We start from the raw sequence: 25448 nt of genomic DNA, 5'->3' as shown, positions 1-25448 counted from the left end.
TCAGGGCACGCGCGCGACGAGGTAGCGGAAGACGTTCGGCATCCACACGGTCCCGTCCGGGCGCCGGTACGGATGCAGGGCCTCGGCCAGTTCCTTGTCGACCTGCTTGGCGTCCGTCGCCGCGATCGCCGCGTCGAACAGCCCCGTCGACAGCAGACCGCGTACCGCGCTGTCGAGGTCGGCGTACCCGAAGGGGCAGGCGACCCGCCCGGAGCCGTCCGGCTTGAGCCCGGCGCGCTGTGCGACCTCCTCCAGGTCGTCCCGCTGGGCCGGCCGCCAACTGCCCGTGCTCCGCAGCGGATCGGCGAGCTTCGCCGCCACCCGCAGCACCGAGGAGGTGGCACACCGCTCAGGCGGCCCCCAGCCGGTCAGCACCACAGCGGCCCCCCGTGCGGCCCGCGGCAGAGCCTGCGCCAGCAGCTCCCCGAGCCCCTCGGCGTCCCCGGCGAGACACCCGACGGGTTCGAAGACGGTCACGAGGTTGTACGCGCCGACGGCCTCGACGGGCGACCCGGCGATGAGCTCCTCGCCGGCACGCGCACGCGTACGGCCGATTTCGGGGGGCCCGCCATGCCCTCGGGGCTCGCCGGGCAGGCCCCTGACCCCGCCGTGCGCGGCATGCGGCAGCAGACGTTCGCGGGCGAGGGCGAGGCGTTCGGGGGAGGAGGTGTCGACGCCGGTGACCGTGGCCCCTCTCGCGGCCGCCATCAGCAGGGCCAGCCCCGAGCCGCAGCGCAGGCCCAGGAGCCGGGTGGCGGGGCCCACTTCGAGCCGCTCGTGGACGGCTTCGTAGAGCGGCACCAGCATCCGCTCCTGGATCTCGGACCAGTCACGCGCGCGTGCGCACAGGTCCACGCGGGGTGCGGGGTCCGCGTGAGCAGTGTGCTGCCGCACGAGCGTAGGTGTCATAGGTAAGCGCCCCAATCCGCCGACAGTTCGCCGCCGCGCCCGGTCGCCTGGCCCCCGTGCCGTGCGCGCGCACTTCCCACGTATGCCAGGTAACTCCCGGCTCGCGGTGGCGTCCAGAGGTCGTAGAGCCCTGCTTGAGGCCGGAGTGCCTCTGTGGCGAGATTTCACACCCCGGCAATCTGGAGGACCCTACGGTGTCCGTTCCCGGGGACGGACCGGTGCCAGGAGGTCGGGCGGTGCGCGGTAACGTCACGACCGTCACGGACGCTGACCAAGGTGTGGCTGTGCGCCGAGCGCGGCCGAAACGTCTCTTGCGCAGCCGTCGTCCGGGGCACTACTCGCCGGGTCGTAGGGCGGACTACGCACCAGCTTGGTAGGAGCTGTGCGGCTTCTCCGCAGATCAGCGCACCCGCCCTCGTCAGGACGCATCAGCGGCAACTGACGGGTACGTGCAAATTATTTGGGATGACCCGGAATAGGAACACATTCGAGCTCCCGCTCGTTGTCATTACGTGAGCACGACACAGACACCACCTGTTCTCGCCGCGGAGCTGGCGCAGGCGTGGGCCGACATTCAGCGGTACCACCCCGAGCTGCCGGATCTCGCCGCGCCAGAATCCCTGATCGGAGAGTCGTCGTCCGCGTGCGGGCACGAGCTCTCCTTCGAGCGACTGCTCCATGAGGCAGTCCACGGCATCGCCGCCGCCCGTGGGATCCGCGACACCTCCCGCGCCGGCCGGTACCACAACCGCCGCTTCCTGGCGATCGCCGAGGAGCTGGGCCTGGACCACCCCGAGGAGCCGCACCCGAGCAGCGGCTTCTCCCTGGTCACGCTCAACCCCGAGGCGAAGCGGCGCTACCGCCCGACCATCGAGCGGCTCCAGCGCGCGCTGAAGGCCCACACGGCGGCCACCACGTCCGACACCCCCCGCAGCTTCCGCGGCCCGGCCGCCCGGCACGGCTCCTCCGGCGGAGGCGTCCGCGTCAAGGCGGTCTGCGACTGCGGGCGCAACGTCCGGGTGGTCCCCTCGGTCCTGGCCCAGGCCCCGATCGTCTGCGGCGGCTGCGGCAAGCCGTTCAGAATCCCGGAGGTCGCCGGAGCGGCGTGACGCGGGCCGCGCGTACCGGCATCTCGTGGGTGCCGGTGACGGCCTTCGGCAGCAACTCGACAACACCGGGCCGCGCACCCGACGTACGGTCACCTCCACGCCGGGTGCGCCTCACGCATGCCCGGCTCACGCCCCTCGGCCAGAGGCGACCCGCAGGGTGTGGCACAATGGCTAGCTGTACTCGACAGCCGCACAGGACCCCTCTCTCCTCCGGCTGACGCGTCCATCGGGCACTCGGGTACCGCAACCCCACGCGGCAGCTCGCCGTGCCCAACCACGTCAAATCCAGGAGAACCCACTCCCGTGGCAGTCAAGATCAAGCTGAAGCGTCTGGGCAAGATCCGTTCGCCTCACTACCGCATCGTCGTCGCCGACTCCCGCACCCGCCGTGACGGCCGTGCGATCGAGGAGATCGGCAAGTACCACCCGACCTACAACCCGTCGGTCATCGAGGTGGACGCCGACCGCGTGGCGTACTGGCTGGGTGTCGGCGCGCAGCCGACCGAGCCCGTTCTCGCCATCCTGAAGAAGACCGGCGACTGGCAGAAGTTCAAGGGCGAGCCGGCTCCCGCGCCGCTGCTCGTCGCCGAGCCGAAGGCCGCGCGTCCGTCGTTCGAGGCTCTCGGCGGTGACGACGAGGGCAAGGGTGAGGCGATCACCCAGAAGAAGAAGGCTGAGAAGAAGGACGAGGCCGCGGCTGAGTCCGAGTCGACCGAGGCCTGAGCAGCATGCTCGAAGAGGCGCTTGAGCACCTCGTGAAGGGCATCGTCGACAACCCTGACGATGTGCAGGTCGCCTCGCGCAACCTGCGCCGCGGGCGCGTGCTGGAGGTCCGGGTCCACCCCGACGACCTCGGCAAGGTGATCGGCCGCAACGGCCGTACCGCGCGCGCTCTGCGCACCGTCGTGGGCGCCATCGGCGGTCGCGGTGTCCGCGTCGACCTCGTCGACGTGGACCACGTCCGCTGACGCTTCATCGCAACCGGCTCGGGCCGGGGAGGGCCACTGGGCCGTCCCCGGCCCGCAGTCGTATGACAGGAGATTTGGACAGGTGCAGCTGGTAGTCGCACGGATCGGCCGTGCCCATGGCATCAAGGGTGAGGTCACCGTCGAGGTGCGTACCGACGAGCCGGAACTCAGGCTCGCGCCCGGCGCCGTACTCGCCACGGATCCCGCCTCCACGGGACCGCTGACCATCGAGACGGGGCGCGTCCACAGCGGCCGCCTCCTCCTGCGCTTCGAGGGCGTCACCGACCGCAACGCGGCCGAGGCCCTGCGCAACACCCTGCTGATCGCCGAGGTCGACCCGGAGGAGCTCCCCGAGGGCGAGGACGAGTACTACGACCATCAGCTCATCGACCTCGACGTGGTCACCGAGGACGGGCAGGAGGTCGGCCGGATCACCGAGATCTCGCACCTGCCCTCGCAGGACCTGTTCATCGTGGAGCGCCCCGACGGCAGCGAGGTGATGATCCCCTTCGTGGAGGAGATCGTCACCGAGATCGACCTGGAGGAGCAGAAGGCCGTCATCGCGCCCCCGCCGGGCCTGATCGACGACCGCGCGGTGATCGACTCGACCCGGGAAGAGTCCTGATGCGCCTCGACGTCGTCACGATCTTCCCCGAGTACCTGGAGCCCCTGAACGTCTCCCTCGTCGGCAAGGCACGCGCGCGTGGACAGCTGAACGTCCATGTGCACGACCTGCGCGCGTGGACGTACGACCGGCACAACACGGTCGACGACACCCCGTACGGCGGCGGCCCCGGCATGGTCATGAAGACCGACCCCTGGGGTGACGCCCTGGACACGGTCCTCGCCGACGGCTACGAGACCGGCGCGCAGGCCCCCGCGATCATCGTGCCCACGCCCAGCGGCCGCCCCTTCACCCAGGAACTGGCCGTCGAGCTCTCCGAGCGCCCCTGGCTGATCTTCACGCCGGCCCGCTACGAGGGCATCGACCGGCGCGTCATGGACGAGTACGCGACGCGCGTGCCCGTCTACGAGGTCTCGATCGGCGACTACGTCCTCGCCGGCGGCGAGGCGGCCGTACTCGTCATCACGGAGGCCGTGGCGCGGCTGCTGCCCGGCGTCCTCGGCAACGCCGAGTCCCACCGCGACGACTCCTTCGCGCCCGGCGCCATGGCCAACCTCCTGGAAGGCCCCGTCTACACCAAGCCGCCCGTCTGGCGCGGCCGGGACATCCCCGAGGTGCTGCTCAGCGGCCACCACGGCAAGATCGCCCGCTGGCGCCGCGACGAGGCCCTGAAGCGTACGACCGTCAACCGGCCCGACCTGATCGAGCGCTGCGATCCCAAGGCCTTCGACAAGAAGGACCGCGAGATGCTCTCGATCCTGGGCTGGGAGCCGGACCCCGACGGCGAGCCGTTCGGCCGATTTTGGCGGCGGGCCGGGGGCGTGGAAGAATAGACCGCTGTTGTGCGCCCGTCCGGCGTGCGCCCCTGCCACAGGGGGACACGACGCCCGTCCCGACCCGCACGGCAGACCTCTTGTACACCTAGTTTCCGTTGATGACCTGTGGCATCAGCGAAGAAAGCAGACGAAATGTCTCACCTGCTCGACTCCGTCGACGCCGCGTCGCTGCGCAGCGACGTCCCGGCCTTCCGCCCGGGTGACACCGTCAACGTCCACGTCCGCGTCATCGAGGGCAACCGCTCCCGTGTGCAGCAGTTCAAGGGCGTTGTGATCCGTCGCCAGGGCTCCGGTGTCCGCGAGACCTTCACGGTCCGCAAGGTCTCGTTCTCCGTCGGCGTCGAGCGCACCTTCCCGGTGCACACCCCGATCGTCGAGAAGATCGAGCTCGTCACCCGTGGTGACGTGCGCCGCGCCAAGCTGTACTACCTCCGTGACCTGCGCGGCAAGGCCGCGAAGATCAAGGAGAAGCGCGACAGCTGAGCGCACCGCGGAGGCCATAGCGAGGCGGGATAGCATCTCGCCCCGATGGACACCGAAGCACAGCCGACGCAACGCGACCGCTCCTCCCATCCGGATTCCCCGGGGCCGGAGGGACGGTCGCGTTTCGCGTTGGTGTCGCGGATCGCCGAGTGGCTGCCGGGTGGCCGGATCACCCTCACCCTCTTCGCCTGTCTGGCCTTTTTGCTGGTTCTCAACGCTTTCGTGGTGCAACCGTTCCAGATTCCGAGCGGATCCATGGAGCAGGGCTTGAGGATCGGCGACCGCGTTCTCGTAAATAAGTTGGCGTACCGTTTCGGTGCCCAGCCGCGCCGCGGCGACGTGATCGTGTTCGACGGCACCGGATACTTCGGGGACGCCGACTATGTCAAACGCGTCGTCGGGGTAGGGGGAGACCATGTGGTCTGCTGTGACAAGTCGGGGAGGATCGAGGTGAACGGCCGAGCGGTCGACGAGTCGGCCTTCCTCTACCCCGGGGACAGCGCCTCCAGCGTGCCCTTCGACGTCGCGGTGCCCCCTGGGCGCCTGTTCGTCCTCGGCGACCACCGCAGCGACTCCAGCGACTCCCGCGACCACCTCGGCTCGCCCGGCGGCGGCATGATCCCGGTCGGCGACGTCATCGGCCGGGCCGACTGGATCGTCTGGCCGTACGCCCACTGGACGCACCTGACGCGGGCCTCCGCCTACGCGCGCGTGCCGGCGCCTTCCGCGGAGGGCGCGCATGGGTAACCGCGGCAAACCGCGCGGGGTGCCCGCGGGCCCCGCCGACGACCTGCTGCCCACCGGAGCGCGCCGCACCTCGGCACCCGGCGGCGGCCGCACGCGCGCGGAGCGGCGCAAGCTCCAGCGCAAGGTCAAGCGCAAGCGACGGCGTTCAGCCGTTCGTGAGATCCCTCTTCTGGTGGGAGTCGCCGTCCTCATCGCGCTCGTCTTGAAGACGTTCCTCGTCCAGGCCTTCGTGATCCCGTCCGGCTCCATGGAACAGACGATCCGGATCGGCGACCGCGTCCTGGTCGACAAGTTCACCCCGTGGTTCGGCTCGGAGCCCGCGCGCGGGGACGTCGTCGTCTTCCACGACCCGGGCGGCTGGCTGGCGGACGAGCAGACCACCAAGAAGAACGATCCCGTCGTCGTCAAGCAGGTCAAGGAAGGCCTCACCTTCATCGGCCTGCTGCCCTCCGACAATGAGAAAGACCTGATCAAGAGGGTCATCGGGGTCGGCGGCGACCACGTCAAGTGCTGTGACGCGCAGGGGCGGATCACCGTCAACGGCACCCCGCTCACCGAGGGCAACTACATCTATCCGGGTGACGCCCCGTCCGCCATGCGCTTCGACATCACCGTCCCCAAGGGCCGGCTGTGGGTGATGGGCGACCACCGGGGCAACTCCGCCGACTCCCGCTTCCACATGAACACGGCCTACGGCGGCACGGTCTCCCTGAGCTCCGTCGTCGGCCGGGCCGTCGCCATCGGCTGGCCCTTCGGCCATTGGACTCGTCTGCAGGAACCTAAAACCTTCGCAAGCGTCGCCCACTCCGTGTCGGGTGCGACCGCCGCTCCCCGGCTGTCGCATAGGGTTGCCCCCGAGAATCCGAACGGAATCACCCAGCTCCCGACCCCTGCGGAACTCCCGCTCGTTATGGGAGTGGTGGGCCTGCGCCGTATCACGGGCAGGCAGCGGCACAGAGTGAGGAGTTGGCGTGGGGGATGTGGCGGTTGGCGCACGGTCGGGACACGACGGCGAGGAGCACCGCGGGCACCCCGTGGAAGCGAACGCACCCGGCCCGGACGGCGCCATGACCTCCGGGAATGACGCGGCGGGCGACGACCGCACGCCGGACGACGAGCAGCACCCGCGAGCCGACGACGCGGGTGCGGGCGAGGGTACGGGTGAAGGCGCCCGCCCACCGAGGAAACCACGCTCCTTCTGGAAGGAGCTGCCGATCCTCATCGGCATCGCGCTGGTCCTGGCGTTGTTGATCAAGACGTTCCTGGTGCAGGCGTTCTCGATCCCGTCCGACTCGATGCAGAACACCCTCCAGCAGGGCGACCGCGTCCTGGTCGACAAGCTCACCCCGTGGTTCGGCTCCAAGCCCGAGCGCGGCGAGGTGGTCGTCTTCCACGACCCGGACAACTGGCTGGCGGGCGAGCCGGCGCCGAATCCGAACCCGGTGCAGAAGGTCCTCAGCTGGATCGGCCTGATGCCGTCGGCGGAGGAGAAGGACCTCATCAAGCGGGTGATCGGCGTCGGCGGCGACACGGTCGAGTGCAAGAACTCGGGCCCGCTGCTGGTCAACGGCCACGCGCTGAACGAGCCGTACGTCTACCCCGGCAACACTCCGTGCAGCGTGGACGACCAGGGCGGCCAGTTCAAGGTCAAGGTCCCTGAGGGCTTCATCTGGGTGATGGGCGACCACCGCCAGAACTCCCGGGACTCGCGGTACAACCAGACCGACGCGCACCACGGCATGGTCCCGGTCAGCGACGTCGTGGGCCGCGCGATCGTCAAGGCCTGGCCGATCAACCGCTGGGGCACTCTGCCGATCCCGGACACCTTCGACCAGCCCGGCATCTCCCAGCAGTCCTCGGCGTCCGCCGCCCTGACGGTGGCCCCGGAGGGTGCGGCCGTCGCGGCGGTGCTGCCGGTGGCGGTGTGGCGGCGACGCCGGGCGATGAAGCAGGGCGGCGAAGGCGAGCGCGGCTGAGTGACGGTTCCGTGGACCCGGTGGGTACCGGCCGACGGAGTCGCCCGGGTGGGTGGGCAAGCCCAGGTACCGCCCGGTAGGGTCCGGGTCCATGAGTGGTCAGAGCAGGCAAGGGATAGGGCACCGGCTGTCCGGAGTGGCCGTGGCACTCGGGCTGGTGCTGTTCCTCGGCGGATTCGCCTGGGCAGCGGTGAGCTATCGGCCGTACACCGTGCCCACCAGCTCCATGACCCCCACCATCGACGCCGGTGACCGGGTGCTCGCGGAGAAGGTCGACGGCAGTCAGGTCAAGCGCGGCGACGTCGTCGTCTTCGAGGACAAGAGCTGGGTCAGCAACGCCAAGGTGGTCAAGCGGGTCGTCGCGGTCGGCGGTGACACCGTCTCCTGCTGCACGAACGGCAAGCTGACGGTCAACGGCAAGCAGATCGACGAGCCGTATCTGCCCAAGGGCAGCCTGGCCGAGATCCAGAACTTCCCGACGGTGACCGTCCCCGAGGGCCGCCTGTTCCTGCTCGGCGACGAGCGCCAGGGCTCCCTGGACTCCACGGCCCACCTCACCGACGCCGCCCGGGGCACCGTCTCCCGTGACGCCGTCTCCGCGCGCGTGGACGCCGTCGTATGGCCCTGGAAGGGCATGCTGGGGCGCCCCACCGGCTTCGAGGCCCTCGGCGCCCTCTCCCAGCCCGGCCCGCTGCCCACCATCGAGCTGCTGATCGTCGCCGGCACCGTCCTGGTCCTGGGCGGCGGGGCGTACGGGCCGATTGCCAAGCGCATGGGCGGCTCCCGCGCCCGTGCCGCCCGCCCGGAGGCGGCCGGTGCCCGCTGAGCCCACGCGGACCGGCGAGGACTGCTACGACACGGACGCGTACGGCGAGGACTCCTGTGGTGAGGACTCCTACGAGGGCGGTCTGCGCAAGGTGGCCCGGGTGGTGCTCCTCGACTCCCAGGACCGCATCCTGCTCCTGCACGGCCATGAGCCGGGGAACCCGGCCGACGACTGGTGGTTCACCCCCGGCGGTGGTCTGGAGGGCACCGAGACCCGTGAGGAGGCGGCGCTCAGGGAACTCGCCGAGGAGACGGGTATCACCGAAGTGGAACTCGGCCCGGTGCTGTGGCAGCGCAGGTGTTCCTTCCCCTTCGCGGGCCGCCGCTGGGACCAGGACGAGTGGTACTACCTGGCCCGTACGACGCAGACGGCGACCGCGCCGGCCGCGCTGACGGAGCTGGAGCGGCGCAGTGTCGCCGGAGCGCGCTGGTGGACGTGTCAGGAACTGGCCCGGGCACATGAGACGGTGTATCCGACCAGACTCGCCGAGCTGCTCCAGCGGCTGCTCGACGAAGGTCCCCCGGCCGGGCCCGAGATCCTCGACACGGAAATCGTCTGAGGGCACCCGGGACTGGCGCACAATGGTGGGATCGCACGGCTGAAGGGGAACATGCCATGAGCGCCGAGGACCTCGAAAAGTACGAGACCGAGATGGAGCTGAAGCTCTACCGGGAGTACCGAGATGTCGTCGGTCTGTTCAAATACGTGATCGAGACCGAGCGGCGCTTCTACCTCACCAACGACTACGAGATGCAGGTGCACTCGGTCCAGGGTGAGGTGTTCTTCGAGGTGTCCATGGCCGACGCCTGGGTCTGGGACATGTATCGCCCGGCGCGCTTCGTCAAGCAAGTTCGCGTGTTGACGTTCAAGGACGTGAACATCGAGGAGCTGAACAAGAGCGACCTGGAGCTCCCGGGCGGCTGATGACCTGCGGCGTCGCGGGTGATGTCCCCGATCGGGTGACGAAGTTTTCCACAACCGCCGAGTAGCTCACCAAGATCAACATCTCTCGGCCGGATGCGTGACCGTTGGCGCCGGAGGTGGTGCCGACATGAACGCACGAGAAGCACTCGGCAAGTACGGCGAGGACCTGGCCGCCCGGCGGCTCGCCGAGGCCGGAATGACCATCCTGGAGCGGAATTGGCGCTGCGGGCGGTCCGGCGAGATCGACATCGTGGCGCGCGACGGGGACGCCCTCGTCGTCTGCGAGGTGAAGACCCGCCGCGGCGGCGACTACGAACACCCGATGGCCGCGGTGGGCCCGGAGAAGGCGGCCCGCCTGCGCGAGCTGGCCGAACACTGGATCCAGGCCCACGGCGGAGCCCCGCCGGGCGGTGTCCGCATCGACCTGATCGGCGTCCTGCTGCCCCACCGCGGCGCCCCGTCCGTGGAGCATGCGCGAGGGGTGGCCTGAATGGGATTCGCCCGTACCTGCTCGGTCGCCCTGGTCGGCGTCGAGGGAGTGGTCGTCGAGGTCCAGGCCGGTCTCGAACCCGGCGTAGCGGCCTTCACCCTGGTGGGCCTGCCGGACAAGAGCCTGACGGAGAGCCGTGACCGCGTCCGGGCGGCAGTGGTGAACTCGGGCGGCGAGTGGCCGCAGAAGAAGCTCACCGTCGGCCTCAGCCCGGCATCGGTGCCCAAAGCCGGCTCAGGTTTCGACCTGGCGGTCGCCTGCGCGGTGCTCGGCGCCGCCGAACGCATCGATCCCCGCGTCCTCGCCGACATCGTCATGATCGGAGAGCTGGGCCTGGACGGCCGGGTGCGGCCTGTGCGGGGCATTCTGCCCGCGGTCCTGGCGGCGGCCGACGCCGGCTATGAGCAAGTGGTGGTGCCCGAGTGCGCCGCCGCCGAGGCCTCGCTGGTCCCCGGCGTGTCCGTGCTCGGCGTCCGTAGCCTGCGCCAGCTCGTCGCCGTTCTCACCGAGGAGCCCGTCCCCGAGGAGGAACCGGACCAGCAGGGACGCCCCGATCCGCTGCTGGCCGGTCTGCGCATGCCCGGCACGGGCGCGGCCACCGGCATGCACAGCATCGGCGGGGCGCAGCACGACCACGATCACGACCTGGCGGACGTGGTCGGCCAGACCTCGGCCCGTACGGCCGTGGAGGTGGCCGCCGCCGGCGGGCACCACCTCTTCCTCGAAGGGCCGCCCGGCGCGGGCAAGACCATGCTCGCCGAGCGGCTGCCCGCGGTCCTGCCCCGGCTCACCCGGGAGGAGTCGCTGGAGGTCACGGCGGTGCACTCGGTGGCCGGGTTGTTGCCACCGGGCAAGCCGCTCATCGACGTCGCCCCCTACTGCGCCCCGCACCACTCGGCCACCATGCAGTCGCTCGTCGGCGGCGGTCACGGCACCGCGCGGCCCGGCGCGGTCTCCCTCGCTCATCGGGGCGTGCTCTTCCTGGACGAGGCGCCCGAGTTCCACAGCCAGGTCCTCGACGCCCTGCGCCAGCCTCTGGAGTCGGGGCATGTCGTGATCGCGCGCAGCGCCGGCGTCGTCCGGTTCCCGGCACGTTTCCTGATGGTGCTGGCGGCCAACCCCTGTCCCTGCGGACGCTTCGCGCAACGCGACTCGCTGTGCGAGTGCCCGCCGTCGGTGATCCGCCGCTACCAGTCACGGCTCTCCGGCCCGCTGCTGGACCGGGTGGACCTGCGTGTCGAGGTCGATCCGGTGACCCGGACCGAGCTCACCGAACCCGGGGCCCGGGGCGAGTCCACGGCGACCGTCGCCGACCGCGTGCGGCGGGCCCGCGAGCGGGCGGCGGCCCGGCTCGCCGGGACCCCGTGGCACACCAACAGCGAAGTGCCCGGCCGGGAGCTGCGCACCCGCTATCACGCCGCGCCCGGCGCGATGGACGAGGCCGAGCGCAGCCTTGAACGGGGCGTGCTCACCGCCCGCGGAATCGACCGGGTCCTGCGCGTGGCCTGGACCGTCGCCGACCTCGTCGGGCACGACCGGCCGGACTCGACCGACGTCGCCCTGGCCCTGCACCTGCGCACCGGAGTCCCCCGCGGAGTGCCCATGGCCATCGGGGCGCTCACATGACCGCGGCGGACAGGCCCGACCCCGACCTGCTCGGACGCGTCTTTCTCACCCGGGTCATCGAGCCCGGGGACGAGGTCGGAGGGAGGTGGGTACGGGAGTTCGGGGTGGGGGAGGTGGTGCGGCGGTTGCGGAACGGTGGGGAGGCGTTGCCGGGGGTGAGTGAGGTGCGGTGGGCCGGGTTGGTCGCGCGGGCGCGGCGGGCCGAGCCGGAGCGGGATCTCGACGTGGCCCGGAGCGCGGGGGCACGGTTTGTCGGCCCTCAGGACGTCGAGTGGCCCCGCCAGCTCGATGACCTCGGGGATGCCCGGCCGCTCGGACTGTGGGTGCGGGGGCGGGCCGGCCTGCGGATCTGGGCGCTGCGATCCGTCGCCGTCGTGGGAGCGCGGGCCTGTACCGAGTACGGGACCCATGTGGCCGCCACCCTCGCCGGCGGGCTCGCCGAGCGGGGGTGGGTGGTGGTGTCGGGTGGCGCGTACGGCATCGACGGCGCCGCGCACCGGGGTGCCCTCGCCGCCCGCGGAGCCACCGTCGCCGTCCTGGCCTGCGGCGTCGACCGGCCCTACCCACGCGGCCACGCCGCCCTGATCGACCGGATCGCGGACCAGGGACTGGTCGTCGGAGAGCTGCCGCCCGGGGACCATCCGACGCCGAGCCGGTTCATCCTGCGCAACCGCGTCATCGCCGCGCTCACCCGAGGCACCGTCGTCGTGGAGGCCGCCCATCGCAGCGGCTCCCTGTCCACCGCCCGCGCCGCACAACGCCTCGGCCGGTTCACCATGGGCGTGCCCGGCCCCGTCACCAGCGCCCTCTCCGCCGGCGTGCATGAACTGCTGCGCGGCGAGGCCACCCTGGTCACCGACACCGCGGAGATCATCGAACTCGTCGGTGACATGGGAGAGCTGGCACCGGTACGGCGCGGGCCTGTGCTCCCGCGCGACCTGCTGGAGCCCGCCGCCCGGGCCGTGCTCGCCGCCCTGCCCGGCGATCGCGCGGCCACCGCCGCCGACATTGCTCTCGGCGCGCGGACCACCAGGGACGAGGCGATCGCGAGACTGTACGAACTCCGAGCACTCGGTTACGTCGAACGACATGGCGACGGCTGGAAGTTGACACGCCAGGCGGTGATGTCCGTCCGCACCGGTCGCGCCCCCTCCTGACCCAGGGTGTTCGGCCGTCCGGGGGAATCCCCGACGCCCTTGGCGTTTCCCGGAGTTGGCGCCCCCGGCCGGTCACGCGGAGCGAGTCGCGCACCGCGTCCGCACGACCGGCCGGAGGACCCCGCGCACGGGTGGAGCCTCGCTGTTCGCACACCGCGACACCTCAGTCACGCTACGCTCACGAAGAGGCCGATACAGATCGCGTCAACTCGACATCAGACCGACAGCTCACCCATGCAGCCCATTCGCCCACCCATCCACCCCAGTTCCCTTCCCTCCCTTCACGGCACTTCACAGCTCTCCACGGCAGAACGGCACAAGGCGACGAATGCCCCAGCACACCTCCGGGTCCGACCGGGCGGCGATCCCCCCAGCCGCCCGCGACGGTGGCAGCGTGCGGCCGCCCGCTCCCTCGACGCTCGACGAGCTGTGGCGGTCGTACAAGGCGACGGGGGACGACCGGCTGCGGGAGCAGCTGATCCTGCACTATTCGCCGCTCGTGAAATACGTCGCGGGCCGGGTGAGCGTCGGGCTGCCGCCCAACGTGGAGCAGGCCGACTTCGTCTCCTCCGGGGTCTTCGGGCTGATCGACGCGATCGAGAAGTTCGACATCGACCGGGAGATCAAGTTCGAGACGTACGCGATCACCCGGATCCGGGGCGCGATGATCGACGAGCTGCGGGCGCTGGACTGGATTCCGCGGTCGGTGCGGCAGAAGGCGCGGAACGTGGAGCGGGCCTACGCCACGCTGGAGGCGCGGCTGCGGCGCACCCCGAACGAGTGCGAGGTCGCTGCCGAGCTCGGCATGGAGGTCGACGAACTCCACGCCGTGTTCAGCCAGTTGTCGCTGGCCAACGTCGTCGCCCTGGAGGAGCTGCTGCACGTCGGCGGCGAAGGCGGGGACCGGCTCAGCCTCATGGACACGCTGGAGGACACCGCTGCGGACAATCCGGTGGAGGTGGCCGAGGACCGGGAGCTGCGGCGATTCCTCGCCCGGGCCATCAACACGCTGCCCGAGCGGGAGAAGACCGTGGTCACGCTGTACTACTACGAGGGGCTCACGCTCGCCGAGATCGGCAATGTGCTCGGGGTCACCGAGAGCCGGGTCAGCCAGATCCACACCAAGTCCGTGCTTCAGCTGCGGGCCAAGCTGGCGAGCTTCGGGCAGTGAGGCCGCCGGTGACCTCGCGCGGGCGAGTGGCTCTCCCGTTCGGCGCGGGGCGTCCGTACAGTGGTCGACGTGCCAAGGATTCGAGCGGCCTCCGTGGCCGAGCACCGGTCGATGCAGCGAGCCGCCCTGCTGGACGCGGCTCGGTCCCTGCTGTCCGAGGGCGGGACGGAGGCGCTGACCTTCCCGGCTCTCGCCGAGCGCACGGGGCTCGCACGGTCGTCCGTGTACGAGTACTTCCGGTCCCGGGCCGCCGTGGTCGAGGAGCTGTGCGAGGTCGACTTCCCGCTGTGGGCGGCGGAGGTGGCCGCGGCCATGGAGCTCGCCGATTCGGCCGAGGGCAAGGTCGAGGCGTACGTACGCCGGCAGCTGGCGCTGGTCGGGGACCGGCGGCACCGGGCGGTCGTGGCCATCTCGGCGAGCGAGCTGGACGCCGGGGCGCGGGAGAAGATCCGGGCGGCGCACGGCGGACTCGTCGCGATGATCGGCGAGGCGCTCGCGGAGCTGGGGCACGAGCAGCCCCGGCTGGCGGCGATGCTGCTGCAGGGGGTCGTGGACGCGGCGGTGCGGAGGATCGAGCTGGGCGCGGCGGAGGACCCCGCGGCCATCACCGACGCGGCCGTGGCGATGGTGCTGCGGGGTGTGCGGGGCTGAGCCCGGCTGCGCCGGGCTGGCTACCGGTGCTTGCAAGGTGCCCTGTGCTGCGGCTGGGCGGGTGTCGGGTCGCTCGCCGGCGCGTGCCGGTGCTTGCCGGGTGCCTCCCCCGAGCTGATTCCAGCAGGTGGTACCCCCGGCGCCCACCCTCCCCCAGTCTCGGCTTCGCTCGACCGGGGGCACCCCCATCGCCCCAACGGCACAACTGCCCGCAGCCGGGCATGGATCACCGCCCGCAGCTGCGCATGCAATACCGCCCGCAGCCGGGCATGCACTGCCACCCGCAGCCGGGCATGGATCACCGCCCGCAGCTGCGCATGCACCACCGCCCGCAGTCGGGCATGGACCACCGCCCGCAGCCGGGCATGCACCACCACCCACAGCTGCGCCGGCGCTCCTGACCGCAGCTACGCCGGCAGCGGTACTCCCAGTACCGGCAGCAGTCTCGACGGCCCCCTGTGCAGCAGCCACGGTGGCAACAACAACAGCGGGTCCAGGTAGGTCTCGCCCCTCAGCAAGCCCCAGTGCACGCACGTGACCGTGCAGTGTGAACCCGTCGGCTCCACCGCTCCCACCACATCCCCCGCCCCGACCTCGTCACCCTTGCGCACCGACGGACTCACCGGCTCGTACGTCGTCCGCAGATCCGTGCCCCTCAGTTCCACGGACACCACACCCCGTCCCGCCACCCGCCCCGCGAAGGACACCCGGCCCGGGGCCACCGCCCGTACCGGGGAGCCGGCCGGGGCGGACAGGTCCGCGCCGCGGTGACCCGGGCCGTACGGTGTCGGCGGGGGTTCCCAGCCGCGCAGTACCGGCGGTCGTACACCCACCGGCCAGGCGCGGGCGATCTGCGGCACCCGGACGGGGGACGGAGCGGGGGCCGGGGGAGCGGGAGCCGCCCAGGCCCACGGGGGCAGTGGGGCCGCCGCCAGAGCGGCCAGCAGCAAGATGGCCCAGACCTGGGCATATCGCATGGATCGTCGCATGCGACAACCGTCCCCCACCCCGCCGATCACGGCCGGAGTCTGTGGACTACTCCCCGGTTGTGGACAGCGGCGTCACCCGGTGCCCCGGCGGTCCCGTACACTTCTTCTGGCGATCCGGGTCACCGGGTCGACTTCGCACGCCCCGACACCGGGCCGCCAAGCGGTCGGTGTCAGCGCCTCTCGGTCCTCTGTGGCACGGCGCATCGCGGGCGTCAGGCGTGGAGGCCGTCCGGCTTTCGCGGCACAACCGAGGAACTCAAGGAGATACGGCCATGGCCGTCGTCACGATGCGGGAGCTGCTGGAGAGCGGCGTCCACTTCGGTCACCAGACCCGTCGCTGGAACCCGAAGATGAAGCGCTTCATCTTCACCGAGCGCAACGGCATCTACATCATCGACCTGCTCCAGTCGCTGTCGTACATCGACCGCGCCTACGAGTTCGTCAAGGAGACCGTCGCCCACGGCGGCACGGTCATGTTCGTCGGCACGAAGAAGCAGGCGCAGGAGGCCATCGCCGAGCAGGCGACCCGCGTCGGCATGCCCTACGTCAACCAGCGCTGGCTGGGCGGCATGCTCACCAACTTCTCGACCGTCTACAAGCGTCTGCAGCGCCTGAAGGAGCTGGAGCAGATCGACTTCGAGGACGTCGCGTCCTCCGGTCTGACCAAGAAGGAGCTCCTGGTCCTCTCGCGTGAGAAGGCCAAGCTGGAGAAGACCCTCGGTGGTATCCGCGAGATGCAGAAGGTGCCGAGCGCCGTCTGGATCGTGGACACCAAGAAGGAGCACATCGCCGTTGGTGAGGCCCGGAAGCTGAACATTCCGGTCGTCGCGATCCTCGACACCAACTGCGACCCCGACGAGGTCGACTACAAGATCCCGGGCAACGACGACGCGATCCGCTCCGTCACCCTGCTCACCCGTGTGATCGCCGACGCCGTCGCCGAGGGCCTCATCGCCCGTTCCGGCGTGGCCGCCGGTGAGAAGGGCGAGAAGGCCGCGGGCGAGCCGCTTGCCGAGTGGGAGCGCGACCTGCTTGAGGGTGAGAAGAAGGCCGACGAGGCCGAGAAGCCGGCTGAGGCCGCCGCTGAGGCTCCGGCTGCCGAGGCTCCGGCTGCCGAGGCTCCGGCCGCCGAGGGCGAGCAGGCCTGACGCACGCGTTGACGGCGGGGGCGCTGACATGAAGTCCGCCCCCGCTGTTCACCCGTAGGTCGGTACGACGTATGCCAACCCCGACTACATGGGGAACGCAAACCGTGCTGACCTGAAGATTCTCCAGACTTCGAGAAAGACTCACAGACTCATGGCGAACTACACCGCCGCCGACGTCAAGAAGCTCCGTGAGCTCACCGGCGCCGGCATGATGGACTGCAAGAAGGCGCTGGACGAGGCCGAGGGCAACGTCGAGAAGGCCGTCGAGGCGCTGCGCATCAAGGGCCAGAAGGGCGTCGCCAAGCGCGAGGGCCGCTCCGCCGAGAACGGCGCCGTGGTCTCCATCATCGCCGACGACAACTCCACCGGCGTCCTCGTCGAGCTGAAGTGCGAGACGGACTTCGTCGCCAAGGGCGAGAAGTTCCAGGCCGTGGCCCAGACCATCGCCGAGCACGTCGCCAAGACGAACCCGGCCGACATCGAGGCCCTGCTCGGCTCCGAGATCGAGGCCGGCAAGACCGTCCAGGCGTTCGTGGACGAGGCCAACGCCACCCTCGGTGAGAAGATCGTCCTGGACCGCTTCGCGCAGTTCTCCGACGGCTACGTCACCTCCTACATGCACAAGACCATGCCCGACCTGCCCCCGCAGATCGGTGTCCTGGTCGAGTTCGACAAGCCGAACGCCGAGGTCGCCAGGGGCGTCGCCCAGCACATCGCCGCCTTCGCGCCGAAGTACCTCTCCCAGGAGGAGGTGCCGGCCGAGGTCGTCGAGTCCGAGCGTCGCATCGCCGAGGAGACCACCCGCGCCGAGGGCAAGCCCGAGGCCGCGATCGCCAAGATCGTCGAGGGTCGCCTCAACGGCTTCTTCAAGGACGCCACGCTGCTCGGCCAGCCGTACGCGCTGGACAACAAGAAGTCGGTCCAGAAGGTTCTGGACGAGGCCGGTGTCACCCTGAAGCGCTTCGCGCGCATCAAGGTCGGCATCTGAGTCCGTACCGCGATCGACGCACGGCCCGTGGACAGAACCCGGGACCAATCCCGGGGGAATTCCCGATAGGGTCGTAAGCAGTCGTCCGCGTACACCGCCACACCCCGGCGTGAGGCGGACGGCAGCAGATCTGACGAGGAGGCCATTGCCGCGCATGGGAGCGAAAAGCGACCCCACCGGCAATGGCCTTCTTCGTATGTGCAACACGTGAAAGAGGCGGGATCTCCCATGACCACCAAGGCCCAGAAGAGCGACGACGGCAAAGTGCGCGGCCGGTTTCTGCTGAAGCTGTCCGGAGAGGCCTTCTCCGGCGGTGGCGGCCTGGGCGTGGACCCGGACGTGGTGCACAAGATCGCCCGCGAGATCGCGGCCGTCGTCCGGGACGGCGCCGAGATCGCGGTCGTCATCGGCGGCGGCAACTTCTTCCGCGGCGCCGAGCTCCAGCAGCGCGGCATGGACCGGGCCCGCTCCGACTACATGGGCATGCTCGGCACCGTGATGAACTGCCTCGCCCTCCAGGACTTCCTGGAGAAGGAGGGCATCGACAGCCGGGTGCAGACCGCCATCACGATGGGCCAGGTCGCCGAGCCGTACATCCCGCTGCGCGCCGTGCGCCACCTGGAGAAGGGCCGCGTGGTCATCTTCGGCGCCGGTATGGGCATGCCGTACTTCTCCACCGACACCACCGCCGCGCAGCGTGCCCTGGAGATCGACGCCGAGGCGCTGCTCATGGGCAAGAACGGCGTGGACGGGGTCTACGACTCCGACCCCAAGAAGAACCCCGACGCCGTCAAGTTCGACTCGCTCGGCTACGGCGAGGTCATCACCCGCGACCTGAAGGTCGCCGACGCCACCGCGATCACGCTGTGCCGTGACAACAAGCTGCCGATCCTCGTCTTCGAGCTGCTCGCGGAGGGCAATATCGCGCGGGCGGTCAAGGGTGAGAAGATCGGCACGCTGGTGGGTGACCAGGGAAGCCGGGACTGAGCTCAGGACCACCCGGTTCCCGGCCGGGGGATGGACAATGTCCTGCCGGTCCGGAACCGTGCAGGAAGCAGACGCGACGCAGCCGGCCGCCGCCCGACTCCGGGAACCGCAGCCGGGCCTTACTCAAGACACGCAGGAGCAAGTGGTGATCGAAGAGACCCTCCTCGAAGCCGAGGAGAAGATGGAGAAGGCCGTCGTGGTCGCCAAGGAGGACTTCGCCGCGATCCGCACCGGCCGTGCGCACCCGGCGATGTTCAACAAGATCGTGGCCGACTACTACGGTGCCCTGACGCCGATCAACCAGCTGGCCTCGTTCTCCGTGCCGGAGCCGCGCATGGCGGTTGTGACGCCGTTCGACAAGACCGCGCTGCGCAACATCGAGCAGGCGATCCGCGACTCCGACCTGGGCGTCAACCCCAGCAACGACGGCAACATCATCCGTGTGGTCTTCCCGGAGCTGACCGAGGAGCGCCGCCGCGAGTTCATCAAGGTCGCCAAGCACAAGGCGGAGGACTCCCGGGTCTCCATCCGCTCCGTGCGCCGCAAGGCCAAGGACGCCATCGACAAGGCCGTCAAGGACGGCGAGGTCGGCGAGGACGAGGGCCGCCGCGCGGAGAAGGAGCTGGACGACCTCACGTCGAAGTACGTCGCGCAGGTGGACGAGCTGCTGAAGCACAAGGAAGCGGAGCTGCTCGAAGTCTGATGAGCGACTCTTCCTGGGGGGCGCCGCCATCGGCGGGTCAGGCCGGCTACTGGGGGCCCACCGAGGGTGGTCCTGCCCAGGGAGCCGCCCCGGCGGGTCCCGCGTACGATGCGCCTGAGGCGCAGCACACTCGCCCCATGCCCATCGTGCCCGACGGACCCGCCGTATCTCGATACGGCGATGACCAGGACGACGACCGGGGGGCCGCTCGGCCGAGTGGCCCCTTGTTCCGCAACGAGGCCGCCGGCGAGGCATGGCCCGAGCCCGCACCGGCCGGGTCCCTGCCTGCCGAGAACCAGAATCCGGAGCCCATGCCCGACGCCCCCCAGCCGGCGCCAGCGCCGCAGAAGAAGAGCGCGGGCCGTGACCTGAGCGCGGCCATAGGGGTCGGGGTCGGGCTCGGTGTGGTGATCGTCGCGTCCCTGTTCGTCCGCAAGGCCGTGTTCGTCGGCGTGATCGCGGCTGCCGTGGTCGTGGGCCTGTGGGAGCTGACGAGCAGGCTGCGGGAGCGCAAGGGCATCAACGCGCCGCTCGTGCCGCTCGCGGTGGGCGGTGCGGCGATGGTGGTCGCCGGGTATGTGCGCGGCGCCGAGGGGGCGTGGGTCGCCATGGCGCTGACCGCTCTCGCGGCCCTGGTCTGGCGGATGACGGAGCCACCCGAGGGCTACCTCAAGGACGTCACGGCGGGCGTCTTCGCGGCGTTCTACGTGCCGTTCCTGGCCACGTTCGTCGCGATGATGCTGACGGCGAAGGACGGCCCCTGGCGTGTCCTGACCTTCCTGCTCCTGACCGTCGTCAGCGACACCGGCGCCTACGCGGTCGGCTGGCGCTTCGGCAGGCACAAGCTGGCCCCGCGCATCAGTCCCGGCAAGACCCGCGAGGGCCTGCTGGGCGCGGTGACCTTCGCGATGGTCGCGGGCGCGCTGTGCATGCAGTTCCTGATCGACGACGGCACCTGGTGGCAGGGGCTGCTCCTCGGCCTCGCGGTCGCGGCCAGCGCCACCCTGGGCGATCTCGGCGAGTCCATGATCAAGCGCGACCTGGGCATCAAGGACATGGGCACGCTGCTGCCGGGTCATGGGGGCATCATGGACCGGCTGGACTCATTGCTGCCGACGGCTCCGGTGGTGTGGTTGCTGCTGGTGGTGTTCGTCGGCTCCGCGTGAGCCGTGAGCGTGAGCAGAGGGCCGTACGACGAGGCATACGACGGTGCCCCCGTCCTGGGCGCGGGACGGGGGCACCGGTGTGTCCAGGCTCAGGCGCCCGGTGTGACGCGGATGGCCGCGAGGTCGAACTGGAGGCGGACCGTCTCGCTCACCATGGCGCCGCCCTGGGCGATCCGGGCGTCGTAGGTCAGACCCCAGTCGGAGCGGTTGATCGTGGTGGTGCCGTCGAAGCCGACCCGCTCGTCACCGAACGCGTCGGTGACGTGGCCGATGTACGTGAGGTCCAGGTCGACCGGGCGGGTGGTGTCCTTGATCGTGAGGTCGCCGGCCATCCGGTAGACGTCCTTGCCCACGAGCCGCACGGCGGTGCTCGTGAACGTCATCCGCGGATAGGTCGCGGAGTCCAGGAACGGGCGGCCGACGAGGTGCGCGTCCCGCTGCTCGACCCCCGTGTCGACACTGGCGGTGTACACCACGATGTCGGCCCGGGACCGGGACGGGTCACGGCCGTCGAAGTACAGGCGGCTCTCGTACTGCGGAAAGGCACCGCGCACCGTCGTCACCATCGCGTGCCGCACCGAGAACCCGATCCTGCTGTGCGCGGGATCGATCAGCCACTCGCCGGTCAGGTGCGCCAGCTCGGGATCGGGCAGTACGGCGGTGGCGGTGGCACCGGCCACCGCAGCGGTGGTCGCCACGGGCGCGCCGGGGGACTGCGCGTGCCGGTGGGGGGAGTTGCGGCCGAAGAACTTCATGGCCTGTTGCTACGACATGGCAAAAGGCGGGACAAGGGCCGACCAGGAAACCCGACCGTTTCCCGACAGAACTTCACAGGCCGCCACCCCGCGCACCCCCCGGGGAACGAGCGCAGCGGGCCACCCTGTTCGATCTGCGACACTGGTAAGGCCATGCCTAAGCCCGGAGAACTCACTTTCGTCGCCCCGCGCGGAGCCAAGAAGCCGCCGCGGCATCTCGCCGACCTCACGCCCGCCGAGCGCAAGGAAGCCGTGGCCGGGATCGGTGAGAAGCCGTTCCGTGCCAAGCAGCTCTCGCAGCACTACTTCGCGCGGTACGCGCACGACCCGGACCAGTGGACGGACATCCCCGCCGGCTCGCGGGAGAGGCTGCGCGAAGCGCTGTTCCCGGAGCTGATGACGGTCGTCCGGCATCTGTCGACCGACCAGGGCGCCACCCGCAAGACGCTGTGGCGGCTGTTCGACGGCACGCTGGTCGAGTCCGTGCTGATGCGGTATCCGGACCGGGTCACCATGTGCATCAGCTCGCAGGCCGGATGCGGGATGAACTGCCCCTTCTGTGCCACCGGGCAGGCCGGGCTCGACCGGAATCTGTCCACCGCCGAGATCGTCCACCAGATCGTGGACGGGATGCGGGCGCTGCGGGACGGCGAGGTGCCCGGCGGGCCTGCCCGGCTCTCGAACATCGTCTTCATGGGGATGGGTGAGCCGCTCGCCAACTACAACCGGGTCGTGGGTGCGATCCGGGCGCTCACCGATCCCGCCCCCGACGGGCTCGGGCTCTCTCAGCGCGGGATCACCGTCTCGACCGTCGGGCTGGTGCCGGCCATCCACCGGTTCGCCGACGAGGGCTTCAAGTGCCGGCTCGCGATCTCCCTGCACGCCCCCGACGACGAACTGCGCGACACCCTCGTCCCCGTGAACACGCGGTGGAAGGTGCGCGAGGTGCTGGACGCCGGGTTCGAGTACGTCGAGAAGAGCGGGCGCCGGCTGTCCATCGAGTACGCGCTCATCCGCGACATCAACGACCAGGCGTGGCGGGGGGACCGGCTCGGCCGACTGCTCAGGGGCAAGCCCGTGCACGTCAATCTCATTCCACTGAACCCGACCCCGGGCACCAAGTGGACCGCCTCGCGGCCCGAGGACGAGAAGGCGTTCGTCGAGGCCATCGCCGCGCACGGGGTGCCCGTCACCGTCCGGGACACCCGTGGGCAGGAGATCGACGGAGCCTGTGGTCAGCTCGCGGCCACCGAGCGGTAATCTGACCGGGTCCACATATCTTCATATTCCGACAGGGGAGCGCCACAGCGCTGAGAGTGCGGCGGACAGGGCCGCAGACCCTCTGAACCTCGCCCAGGTCATTCTGGGTAGGAAGTTCGGTCATCACTCAAGCTGTTGCGCCCTGCCCGGCCTCCTGCGCGGAAGGCCGGGCAGGGCCGCGTTCTTCCTGGCCAACCCCCAGGAGGACATCCAGTGCACAACAAGACCCTCGTGGCCGCCGCGGTCGGCCTCGGCCTGATCGGTCTGTCCGCGTGCGGTTCCGGCAACGGCACGTCGTCACCCGCCGATTCCAAGACCGTCACCCTCGTCAGCCACGACTCGTGGGCCGTCTCCAAGAGCGTGCTCGCCGACTTCGAGAAGAGTTCCGGGTACAAGGTCAAGGTCCTCAAGGACGGCGACGCCGGGCAGGCCGTCAACAAGGCCATCCTCACCAAGGACAACCCGCAGGGCGACGTCTTCTTCGGTGTCGACAACACCTTGCTCTCCCGCGCCCTCGACAACAGCCTCTTCCAGCCGTACACCGCCAAGGGCCTCGACCAGGTGGGCGCCGCCTACCAGCTCGACCAGGCCAAGCACCGGGTCACGCCGATCGACTACGGCGACATCTGCGTCAACTACGACAAGGCGTACTTCAGCAAGCACAAGCTGACACCGCCCCGGACCTTCGCCGATCTGGCCAAGCCCGAGTACAAGAACCTCCTCGTCACCGAGAACGCGGCCACCTCCTCGCCGGGCCTCGGTTTCCTGCTGGGCAGCGCCGCGCAGTTCGGGGACAACGGCTGGCAGGACTACTGGAAGAAGCTCAAGGCCAATGGCGTCAAGGTCGTCGACGGCTGGGAGCAGGCCTACTACCAGGAGTTCTCCGGCTCCTCCGAGGGCAAGAAGGCCGGCGGTGACCGGCCGCTCGTCGTGTCGTACGCCTCCTCGCCGCCCGCTGAGGTCATCTACGCCACGAAGCGGCCCAGCACCGCCCCGACCGGCGTGGCGAACGGCACCTGCTTCCGGCAGATCGAGTTCGCCGGGCTGCTGAGCAACGCCAAGAATCCCAAGGGCGCCAAGGCGTTCATCGACTTCCTGGTCTCCAAGGAGTTCCAGGAGGACATGCCGCTGAACATGTACGTCTACCCGGTCCTGAAGGGGGCGAAGGTGCCCGCCGAGTTCACCGAGTACGGCCCGGCCGCCCAGCACCCCGAGACCATGGCCCCCGGCACGATCGCCGCCAACCGCGACCAGTGGGTCAAGTCGTGGACGTCACTCGTACTGAAGTAGCCGAACCCCGGCGGAAGACGCGCGGGAACGTGACGCGGCTCGGGCTGATGGCCCTGCCCGTCGCGTTCTTCGCGCTGTTCTTCGCCTGGCCCGTGGCCGCGATCGTCGCGCGCGGGCTGAAGGTGGACGGCGCCTGGCGGTTCGGGCGGATCACGGACGTCGTCACCCAGCCGGACATCCGGCACGTGCTGTGGTTCACCACCTGGCAGGCGCTCGCCTCCACCGCGCTCACCCTGCTCCTCGCCCTGCCCGCCGCCTATGTCTTCGCCCGGCTCGACTTCCCGGGCAAGCAGGTGCTGCGGGCCGTCGTCACCGTCCCGTTCGTGCTGCCCACCGTCGTCGCCAGCAGCGCCTTCCTCGCGCTGGTGGGGCACGGCGGGCTGCTGGACGAGCTGTGGGGCGTACGGCTGGACACCACGGTGTGGGCGATCCTGCTGGCCCACGTCTTCTTCAACTACGCGGTCGTCGTCCGCACCGTCGGCGGACTGTGGTCCCAGCTCGACCCCCGTCAGGAGGAGGCCGCCCGCATGCTGGGCGCGTCTCCGCTCAGCGCCTGGCGGAAGGTCACCCTCCCGGCGCTCGCGCCCGCCGTGGCCGCCGCCGCGCTGATGGTTTTCCTGTTCACCTTCACCTCCTTCGGCGTCGTCCAGATCCTCGGCGGCCCCACCTTCTCCACCCTCGAAGTGGAGATCTACCGGCAGACCTCCGAGGTCTTCGACCTGTCCACAGCCGCCGTCCTCACCCTTGTACAGTTCGCCGCCGTCGGCGCGATCCTCGCCGTGCACGCCTGGACCGTACGGCGCCGGGAGACCGCGCTGCGGCTGGTCGACCCCAAGGTGACCGCCCGCCGGCCGCGCGGGACCGGGCAGTGGGCGCTGCTCGCAGGTGTCCTCGTCACCGTCGCGCTGCTCCTCGTGCTGCCGCTCGCCGTGCTCGTCCGGCGCTCCCTCGACGCCCCCGGCTTCGGCTACTACCGGGCGCTCGCCGACTCCGACGGCGGTACGTTCCTGGTGGCGCCCGTGCAGGCGGTGTGGACCTCGCTGCAGTACGCCGTCGCCGCCACGGCCATCGCCGTCGTGATCGGAGGTCTCGCCGCCGCCGCGCTCGCCCGCCGGGACGCCGGACGGCTGGTCCGGAGCTTCGACGCGCTGCTGATGCTGCCGCTCGGCGTGTCCGCCGTGACCGTCGGCTTCGGCTTCCTGATCGCCCTGGACAAGCCGCCGCTGGATCTGCGGCAGTCCTGGATCCTCGTCCCGCTCGCCCAGGCGCTGGTCGGCGCCCCCTTCGTCGTACGGACCATGCTGCCCGTGCTGCGCGCGGTGGACGGCCGGCTCCGGGAGGCGGCAGCCGTGCTCGGGGCGTCGCCCTGGCGGGTGTGGCGGGAGGTGGACCTGCCGCTGGTGCTGCGGGCGCTGCTGGTCGCGGCCGGGTTCGCGTTCGCCGTCTCGCTCGGTGAGTTCGGGGCGACCGTGTTCATCGCCCGGCCCGACAATCCCACCCTCCCGGTCGCCGTGGCCCGGCTGCTCAGCCGTCCCGGAGACCTCAACTACGGCCAGGCGATGGCCCTTTCGACCATTCTGATGGTGGTGTGCGCGGTCGCGCTGCTCGTCCTGGAACGGCTGCGCACCGACCGGACGGGGGAGTTCTAGATGCCGAAGACGCTG

Annotated in this window: 29 protein-coding genes and 1 riboswitch; of the genes, 26 read left to right on the top strand and 3 right to left on the bottom strand. The window is 70.4% G+C overall.

The features are described 5' to 3' along the window. The gene (locus tag LE548_RS25440) at positions 1-909 is read right to left on the bottom strand and encodes an SAM-dependent methyltransferase (protein ID WP_225099279.1); all 909 of its coding nucleotides are present in this window, start codon (positions 907-909) and stop codon (positions 1-3) included. A 512-nt stretch (positions 910-1421) separates the two neighbouring features. On the opposite strand from LE548_RS25440, the gene LE548_RS25435 reads away from it, so the two are divergent. The 18 genes from LE548_RS25435 (at position 1422) to LE548_RS25350 (ending at position 14899) form a co-directional block, all read left to right on the top strand. Continuing rightward, positions 1422-2018, top strand: a complete 597-nt coding sequence (locus LE548_RS25435; RefSeq protein WP_225099278.1) for a hypothetical protein — start codon at positions 1422-1424, stop codon at positions 2016-2018. A gap of 303 nt (positions 2019-2321) precedes the next feature. Continuing rightward, on the top strand, positions 2322-2741 hold the full coding sequence (gene rpsP / locus LE548_RS25430) for a 30S ribosomal protein S16 (RefSeq protein ID WP_184970374.1): 420 nt from the start codon (positions 2322-2324) through the stop codon (positions 2739-2741). A 5-nt stretch (positions 2742-2746) separates the two neighbouring features. Continuing rightward, positions 2747-2986 carry an RNA-binding protein gene (locus LE548_RS25425; RefSeq protein WP_003973401.1) on the top strand — a complete coding sequence of 80 codons (240 nt, stop codon included), beginning with the start codon at positions 2747-2749 and terminating at the stop codon, positions 2984-2986. 82 nt (positions 2987-3068) lie between these two features. Continuing rightward, complete coding sequence (gene rimM / locus LE548_RS25420; protein WP_225099277.1) at positions 3069-3611, top strand: ribosome maturation factor RimM; 543 nt, start codon at positions 3069-3071, stop codon at positions 3609-3611. Beyond that, on the top strand, positions 3611-4444 hold the full coding sequence (trmD, locus tag LE548_RS25415; RefSeq protein WP_225099276.1) for a tRNA (guanosine(37)-N1)-methyltransferase TrmD: 834 nt from the start codon (positions 3611-3613) through the stop codon (positions 4442-4444). Before rimM ends, trmD begins: the two co-directional genes overlap by 1 nt. A gap of 135 nt (positions 4445-4579) precedes the next feature. Next, entirely contained in the window at positions 4580-4930 is a 351-nt protein-coding gene (gene rplS, locus LE548_RS25410; protein ID WP_225099275.1) for a 50S ribosomal protein L19, read from the top strand. Positions 4931-4975: 45 nt separating this feature from the next. Next, positions 4976-5677 carry a signal peptidase I gene (lepB, locus tag LE548_RS25405; RefSeq protein WP_225099274.1) on the top strand — a complete coding sequence of 234 codons (702 nt, stop codon included), beginning with the start codon at positions 4976-4978 and terminating at the stop codon, positions 5675-5677. After that, on the top strand, positions 5670-6761 hold the full coding sequence (gene lepB, locus LE548_RS25400) for a signal peptidase I (protein WP_225099273.1): 1092 nt from the start codon (positions 5670-5672) through the stop codon (positions 6759-6761). Before lepB (LE548_RS25405) ends, lepB (LE548_RS25400) begins: the two co-directional genes overlap by 8 nt. Continuing rightward, entirely contained in the window at positions 6649-7653 is a 1005-nt protein-coding gene (lepB, locus tag LE548_RS25395; RefSeq protein WP_225099272.1) for a signal peptidase I, read from the top strand. Before lepB (LE548_RS25400) ends, lepB (LE548_RS25395) begins: the two co-directional genes overlap by 113 nt. Before the next feature lie 91 nt (positions 7654-7744). Next, entirely contained in the window at positions 7745-8479 is a 735-nt protein-coding gene (gene lepB / locus LE548_RS25390) for a signal peptidase I (protein ID WP_225099271.1), read from the top strand. After that, positions 8469-9038: an NUDIX hydrolase gene (locus LE548_RS25385; protein WP_374116175.1), complete on the top strand. Its 570-nt coding sequence runs from the start codon at positions 8469-8471 to the stop codon at positions 9036-9038. Before lepB (LE548_RS25390) ends, LE548_RS25385 begins: the two co-directional genes overlap by 11 nt. 56 nt (positions 9039-9094) lie before the next feature. Then, the gene (locus tag LE548_RS25380) at positions 9095-9403 is read left to right on the top strand and encodes a DUF2469 domain-containing protein (RefSeq protein ID WP_003965949.1); all 309 of its coding nucleotides are present in this window, start codon (positions 9095-9097) and stop codon (positions 9401-9403) included. Positions 9404-9500: 97 nt separating this feature from the next. After that, the gene (locus tag LE548_RS25375; RefSeq protein WP_225099270.1) at positions 9501-9893 is read left to right on the top strand and encodes a YraN family protein; all 393 of its coding nucleotides are present in this window, start codon (positions 9501-9503) and stop codon (positions 9891-9893) included. After that, on the top strand, positions 9894-11519 hold the full coding sequence (locus LE548_RS25370; protein WP_225099269.1) for a YifB family Mg chelatase-like AAA ATPase: 1626 nt from the start codon (positions 9894-9896) through the stop codon (positions 11517-11519). Beyond that, positions 11516-12676, top strand: coding sequence for a DNA-processing protein DprA (gene dprA, locus LE548_RS25365; protein ID WP_225099268.1), 1161 nt, complete (start codon positions 11516-11518; stop codon positions 12674-12676). The genes LE548_RS25370 and dprA overlap by 4 nt, the downstream gene beginning before the upstream one ends. A 328-nt stretch (positions 12677-13004) precedes the next feature. After that, positions 13005-13847 carry an RNA polymerase sigma factor WhiG gene (gene whiG, locus LE548_RS25360; RefSeq protein ID WP_225099267.1) on the top strand — a complete coding sequence of 281 codons (843 nt, stop codon included), beginning with the start codon at positions 13005-13007 and terminating at the stop codon, positions 13845-13847. A 93-nt stretch (positions 13848-13940) separates the two neighbouring features. Continuing rightward, positions 13941-14498, top strand: a complete 558-nt coding sequence (locus tag LE548_RS25355) for a TetR/AcrR family transcriptional regulator (protein ID WP_225099442.1) — start codon at positions 13941-13943, stop codon at positions 14496-14498. 221 nt (positions 14499-14719) lie between these two features. Next, complete coding sequence (locus LE548_RS25350; RefSeq protein ID WP_225099266.1) at positions 14720-14899, top strand: hypothetical protein; 180 nt, start codon at positions 14720-14722, stop codon at positions 14897-14899. A gap of 6 nt (positions 14900-14905) precedes the next feature. Here the strand turns inward: LE548_RS25350 and LE548_RS25345 are convergent, their stop codons facing one another. After that, positions 14906-15487: a M23 family metallopeptidase gene (locus LE548_RS25345; RefSeq protein ID WP_225099265.1), complete on the bottom strand. Its 582-nt coding sequence runs from the start codon at positions 15485-15487 to the stop codon at positions 14906-14908. 272 nt (positions 15488-15759) lie between these two features. Here LE548_RS25345 and rpsB point away from each other — a divergent pair, with 272 nt between their 5' ends. From rpsB to LE548_RS25320, 5 genes are all read left to right on the top strand, one after another. Beyond that, positions 15760-16635 (top strand): 30S ribosomal protein S2, encoded by an 876-nt coding sequence (gene rpsB / locus LE548_RS25340; protein ID WP_225099264.1) that lies wholly within the window; start codon positions 15760-15762, stop codon positions 16633-16635. Positions 16636-16786: 151 nt separating this feature from the next. Next, positions 16787-17623, top strand: a complete 837-nt coding sequence (tsf, locus tag LE548_RS25335; protein ID WP_225099263.1) for a translation elongation factor Ts — start codon at positions 16787-16789, stop codon at positions 17621-17623. A gap of 228 nt (positions 17624-17851) precedes the next feature. Next, positions 17852-18610: a UMP kinase gene (gene pyrH, locus LE548_RS25330; RefSeq protein ID WP_225099262.1), complete on the top strand. Its 759-nt coding sequence runs from the start codon at positions 17852-17854 to the stop codon at positions 18608-18610. A gap of 145 nt (positions 18611-18755) precedes the next feature. Next, complete coding sequence (gene frr / locus LE548_RS25325) at positions 18756-19313, top strand: ribosome recycling factor (protein WP_225099261.1); 558 nt, start codon at positions 18756-18758, stop codon at positions 19311-19313. Continuing rightward, entirely contained in the window at positions 19313-20479 is a 1167-nt protein-coding gene (locus LE548_RS25320) for a phosphatidate cytidylyltransferase (protein ID WP_225099260.1), read from the top strand. Before frr ends, LE548_RS25320 begins: the two co-directional genes overlap by 1 nt. Before the next feature lie 89 nt (positions 20480-20568). Here the strand turns inward: LE548_RS25320 and LE548_RS25315 are convergent, their stop codons facing one another. Further along, positions 20569-21234, bottom strand: coding sequence for a YceI family protein (locus LE548_RS25315; RefSeq protein ID WP_225099259.1), 666 nt, complete (start codon positions 21232-21234; stop codon positions 20569-20571). Between the two features lie 153 nt (positions 21235-21387). Here LE548_RS25315 and rlmN point away from each other — a divergent pair, with 153 nt between their 5' ends. From rlmN to LE548_RS25300, 3 genes are all read left to right on the top strand, one after another. Further along, on the top strand, positions 21388-22494 hold the full coding sequence (gene rlmN, locus LE548_RS25310) for a 23S rRNA (adenine(2503)-C(2))-methyltransferase RlmN (RefSeq protein ID WP_225099258.1): 1107 nt from the start codon (positions 21388-21390) through the stop codon (positions 22492-22494). A 23-nt stretch (positions 22495-22517) separates the two neighbouring features. Beyond that, a riboswitch (TPP riboswitch) is annotated at positions 22518-22626 on the top strand. A gap of 81 nt (positions 22627-22707) precedes the next feature. Continuing rightward, positions 22708-23784, top strand: a complete 1077-nt coding sequence (locus tag LE548_RS25305) for a thiamine ABC transporter substrate binding subunit (RefSeq protein WP_225099257.1) — start codon at positions 22708-22710, stop codon at positions 23782-23784. Positions 23785-23831: 47 nt separating this feature from the next. Next, complete coding sequence (locus LE548_RS25300; RefSeq protein WP_225099441.1) at positions 23832-25433, top strand: iron ABC transporter permease; 1602 nt, start codon at positions 23832-23834, stop codon at positions 25431-25433. Positions 25434-25448 lie beyond the last annotated feature (15 nt).

Source organism: Streptomyces sp. CoH27 (assembly GCF_020181035.1).
GTDB classification, from domain to species: Bacteria; Actinomycetota; Actinomycetes; order Streptomycetales; family Streptomycetaceae; genus Streptomyces; species Streptomyces camelliae.
The sequence above is the reverse complement of the archived record's forward strand: the minus strand, read 5'-3'. Positions and strand labels throughout refer to the sequence as shown.

Excerpts from the sequence above, each read along its gene's own strand:
- LE548_RS25440 (WP_225099279.1), bottom strand. The coding sequence starts at position 909 with ATGACACCTACGCTCGTGCGGCAGCACACTGCTCACGCGGACCCCGCA.
- LE548_RS25425 (WP_003973401.1), top strand. The coding sequence starts at position 2,747 with ATGCTCGAAGAGGCGCTTGAGCACCTCGTGAAGGGCATCGTCGACAAC.
- trmD (WP_225099276.1), top strand. The coding sequence starts at position 3,611 with ATGCGCCTCGACGTCGTCACGATCTTCCCCGAGTACCTGGAGCCCCTG.
- rplS (WP_225099275.1), top strand. The coding sequence starts at position 4,580 with ATGTCTCACCTGCTCGACTCCGTCGACGCCGCGTCGCTGCGCAGCGAC.
- lepB (WP_225099274.1), top strand. The coding sequence starts at position 4,976 with ATGGACACCGAAGCACAGCCGACGCAACGCGACCGCTCCTCCCATCCG.
- lepB (WP_225099273.1), top strand. The coding sequence starts at position 5,670 with ATGGGTAACCGCGGCAAACCGCGCGGGGTGCCCGCGGGCCCCGCCGAC.
- lepB (WP_225099271.1), top strand. The coding sequence starts at position 7,745 with ATGAGTGGTCAGAGCAGGCAAGGGATAGGGCACCGGCTGTCCGGAGTG.
- LE548_RS25380 (WP_003965949.1), top strand. The coding sequence starts at position 9,095 with ATGAGCGCCGAGGACCTCGAAAAGTACGAGACCGAGATGGAGCTGAAG.
- LE548_RS25370 (WP_225099269.1), top strand. The coding sequence starts at position 9,894 with ATGGGATTCGCCCGTACCTGCTCGGTCGCCCTGGTCGGCGTCGAGGGA.
- dprA (WP_225099268.1), top strand. The coding sequence starts at position 11,516 with ATGACCGCGGCGGACAGGCCCGACCCCGACCTGCTCGGACGCGTCTTT.
- whiG (WP_225099267.1), top strand. The coding sequence starts at position 13,005 with ATGCCCCAGCACACCTCCGGGTCCGACCGGGCGGCGATCCCCCCAGCC.
- LE548_RS25350 (WP_225099266.1), top strand. The coding sequence starts at position 14,720 with ATGGATCACCGCCCGCAGCTGCGCATGCAATACCGCCCGCAGCCGGGC.
- LE548_RS25345 (WP_225099265.1), bottom strand. The coding sequence starts at position 15,487 with ATGCGACGATCCATGCGATATGCCCAGGTCTGGGCCATCTTGCTGCTG.
- rpsB (WP_225099264.1), top strand. The coding sequence starts at position 15,760 with ATGGCCGTCGTCACGATGCGGGAGCTGCTGGAGAGCGGCGTCCACTTC.
- tsf (WP_225099263.1), top strand. The coding sequence starts at position 16,787 with ATGGCGAACTACACCGCCGCCGACGTCAAGAAGCTCCGTGAGCTCACC.
- pyrH (WP_225099262.1), top strand. The coding sequence starts at position 17,852 with ATGACCACCAAGGCCCAGAAGAGCGACGACGGCAAAGTGCGCGGCCGG.
- LE548_RS25320 (WP_225099260.1), top strand. The coding sequence starts at position 19,313 with ATGAGCGACTCTTCCTGGGGGGCGCCGCCATCGGCGGGTCAGGCCGGC.
- LE548_RS25315 (WP_225099259.1), bottom strand. The coding sequence starts at position 21,234 with ATGAAGTTCTTCGGCCGCAACTCCCCCCACCGGCACGCGCAGTCCCCC.
- rlmN (WP_225099258.1), top strand. The coding sequence starts at position 21,388 with ATGCCTAAGCCCGGAGAACTCACTTTCGTCGCCCCGCGCGGAGCCAAG.
- LE548_RS25300 (WP_225099441.1), top strand. The coding sequence starts at position 23,832 with ATGGCCCTGCCCGTCGCGTTCTTCGCGCTGTTCTTCGCCTGGCCCGTG.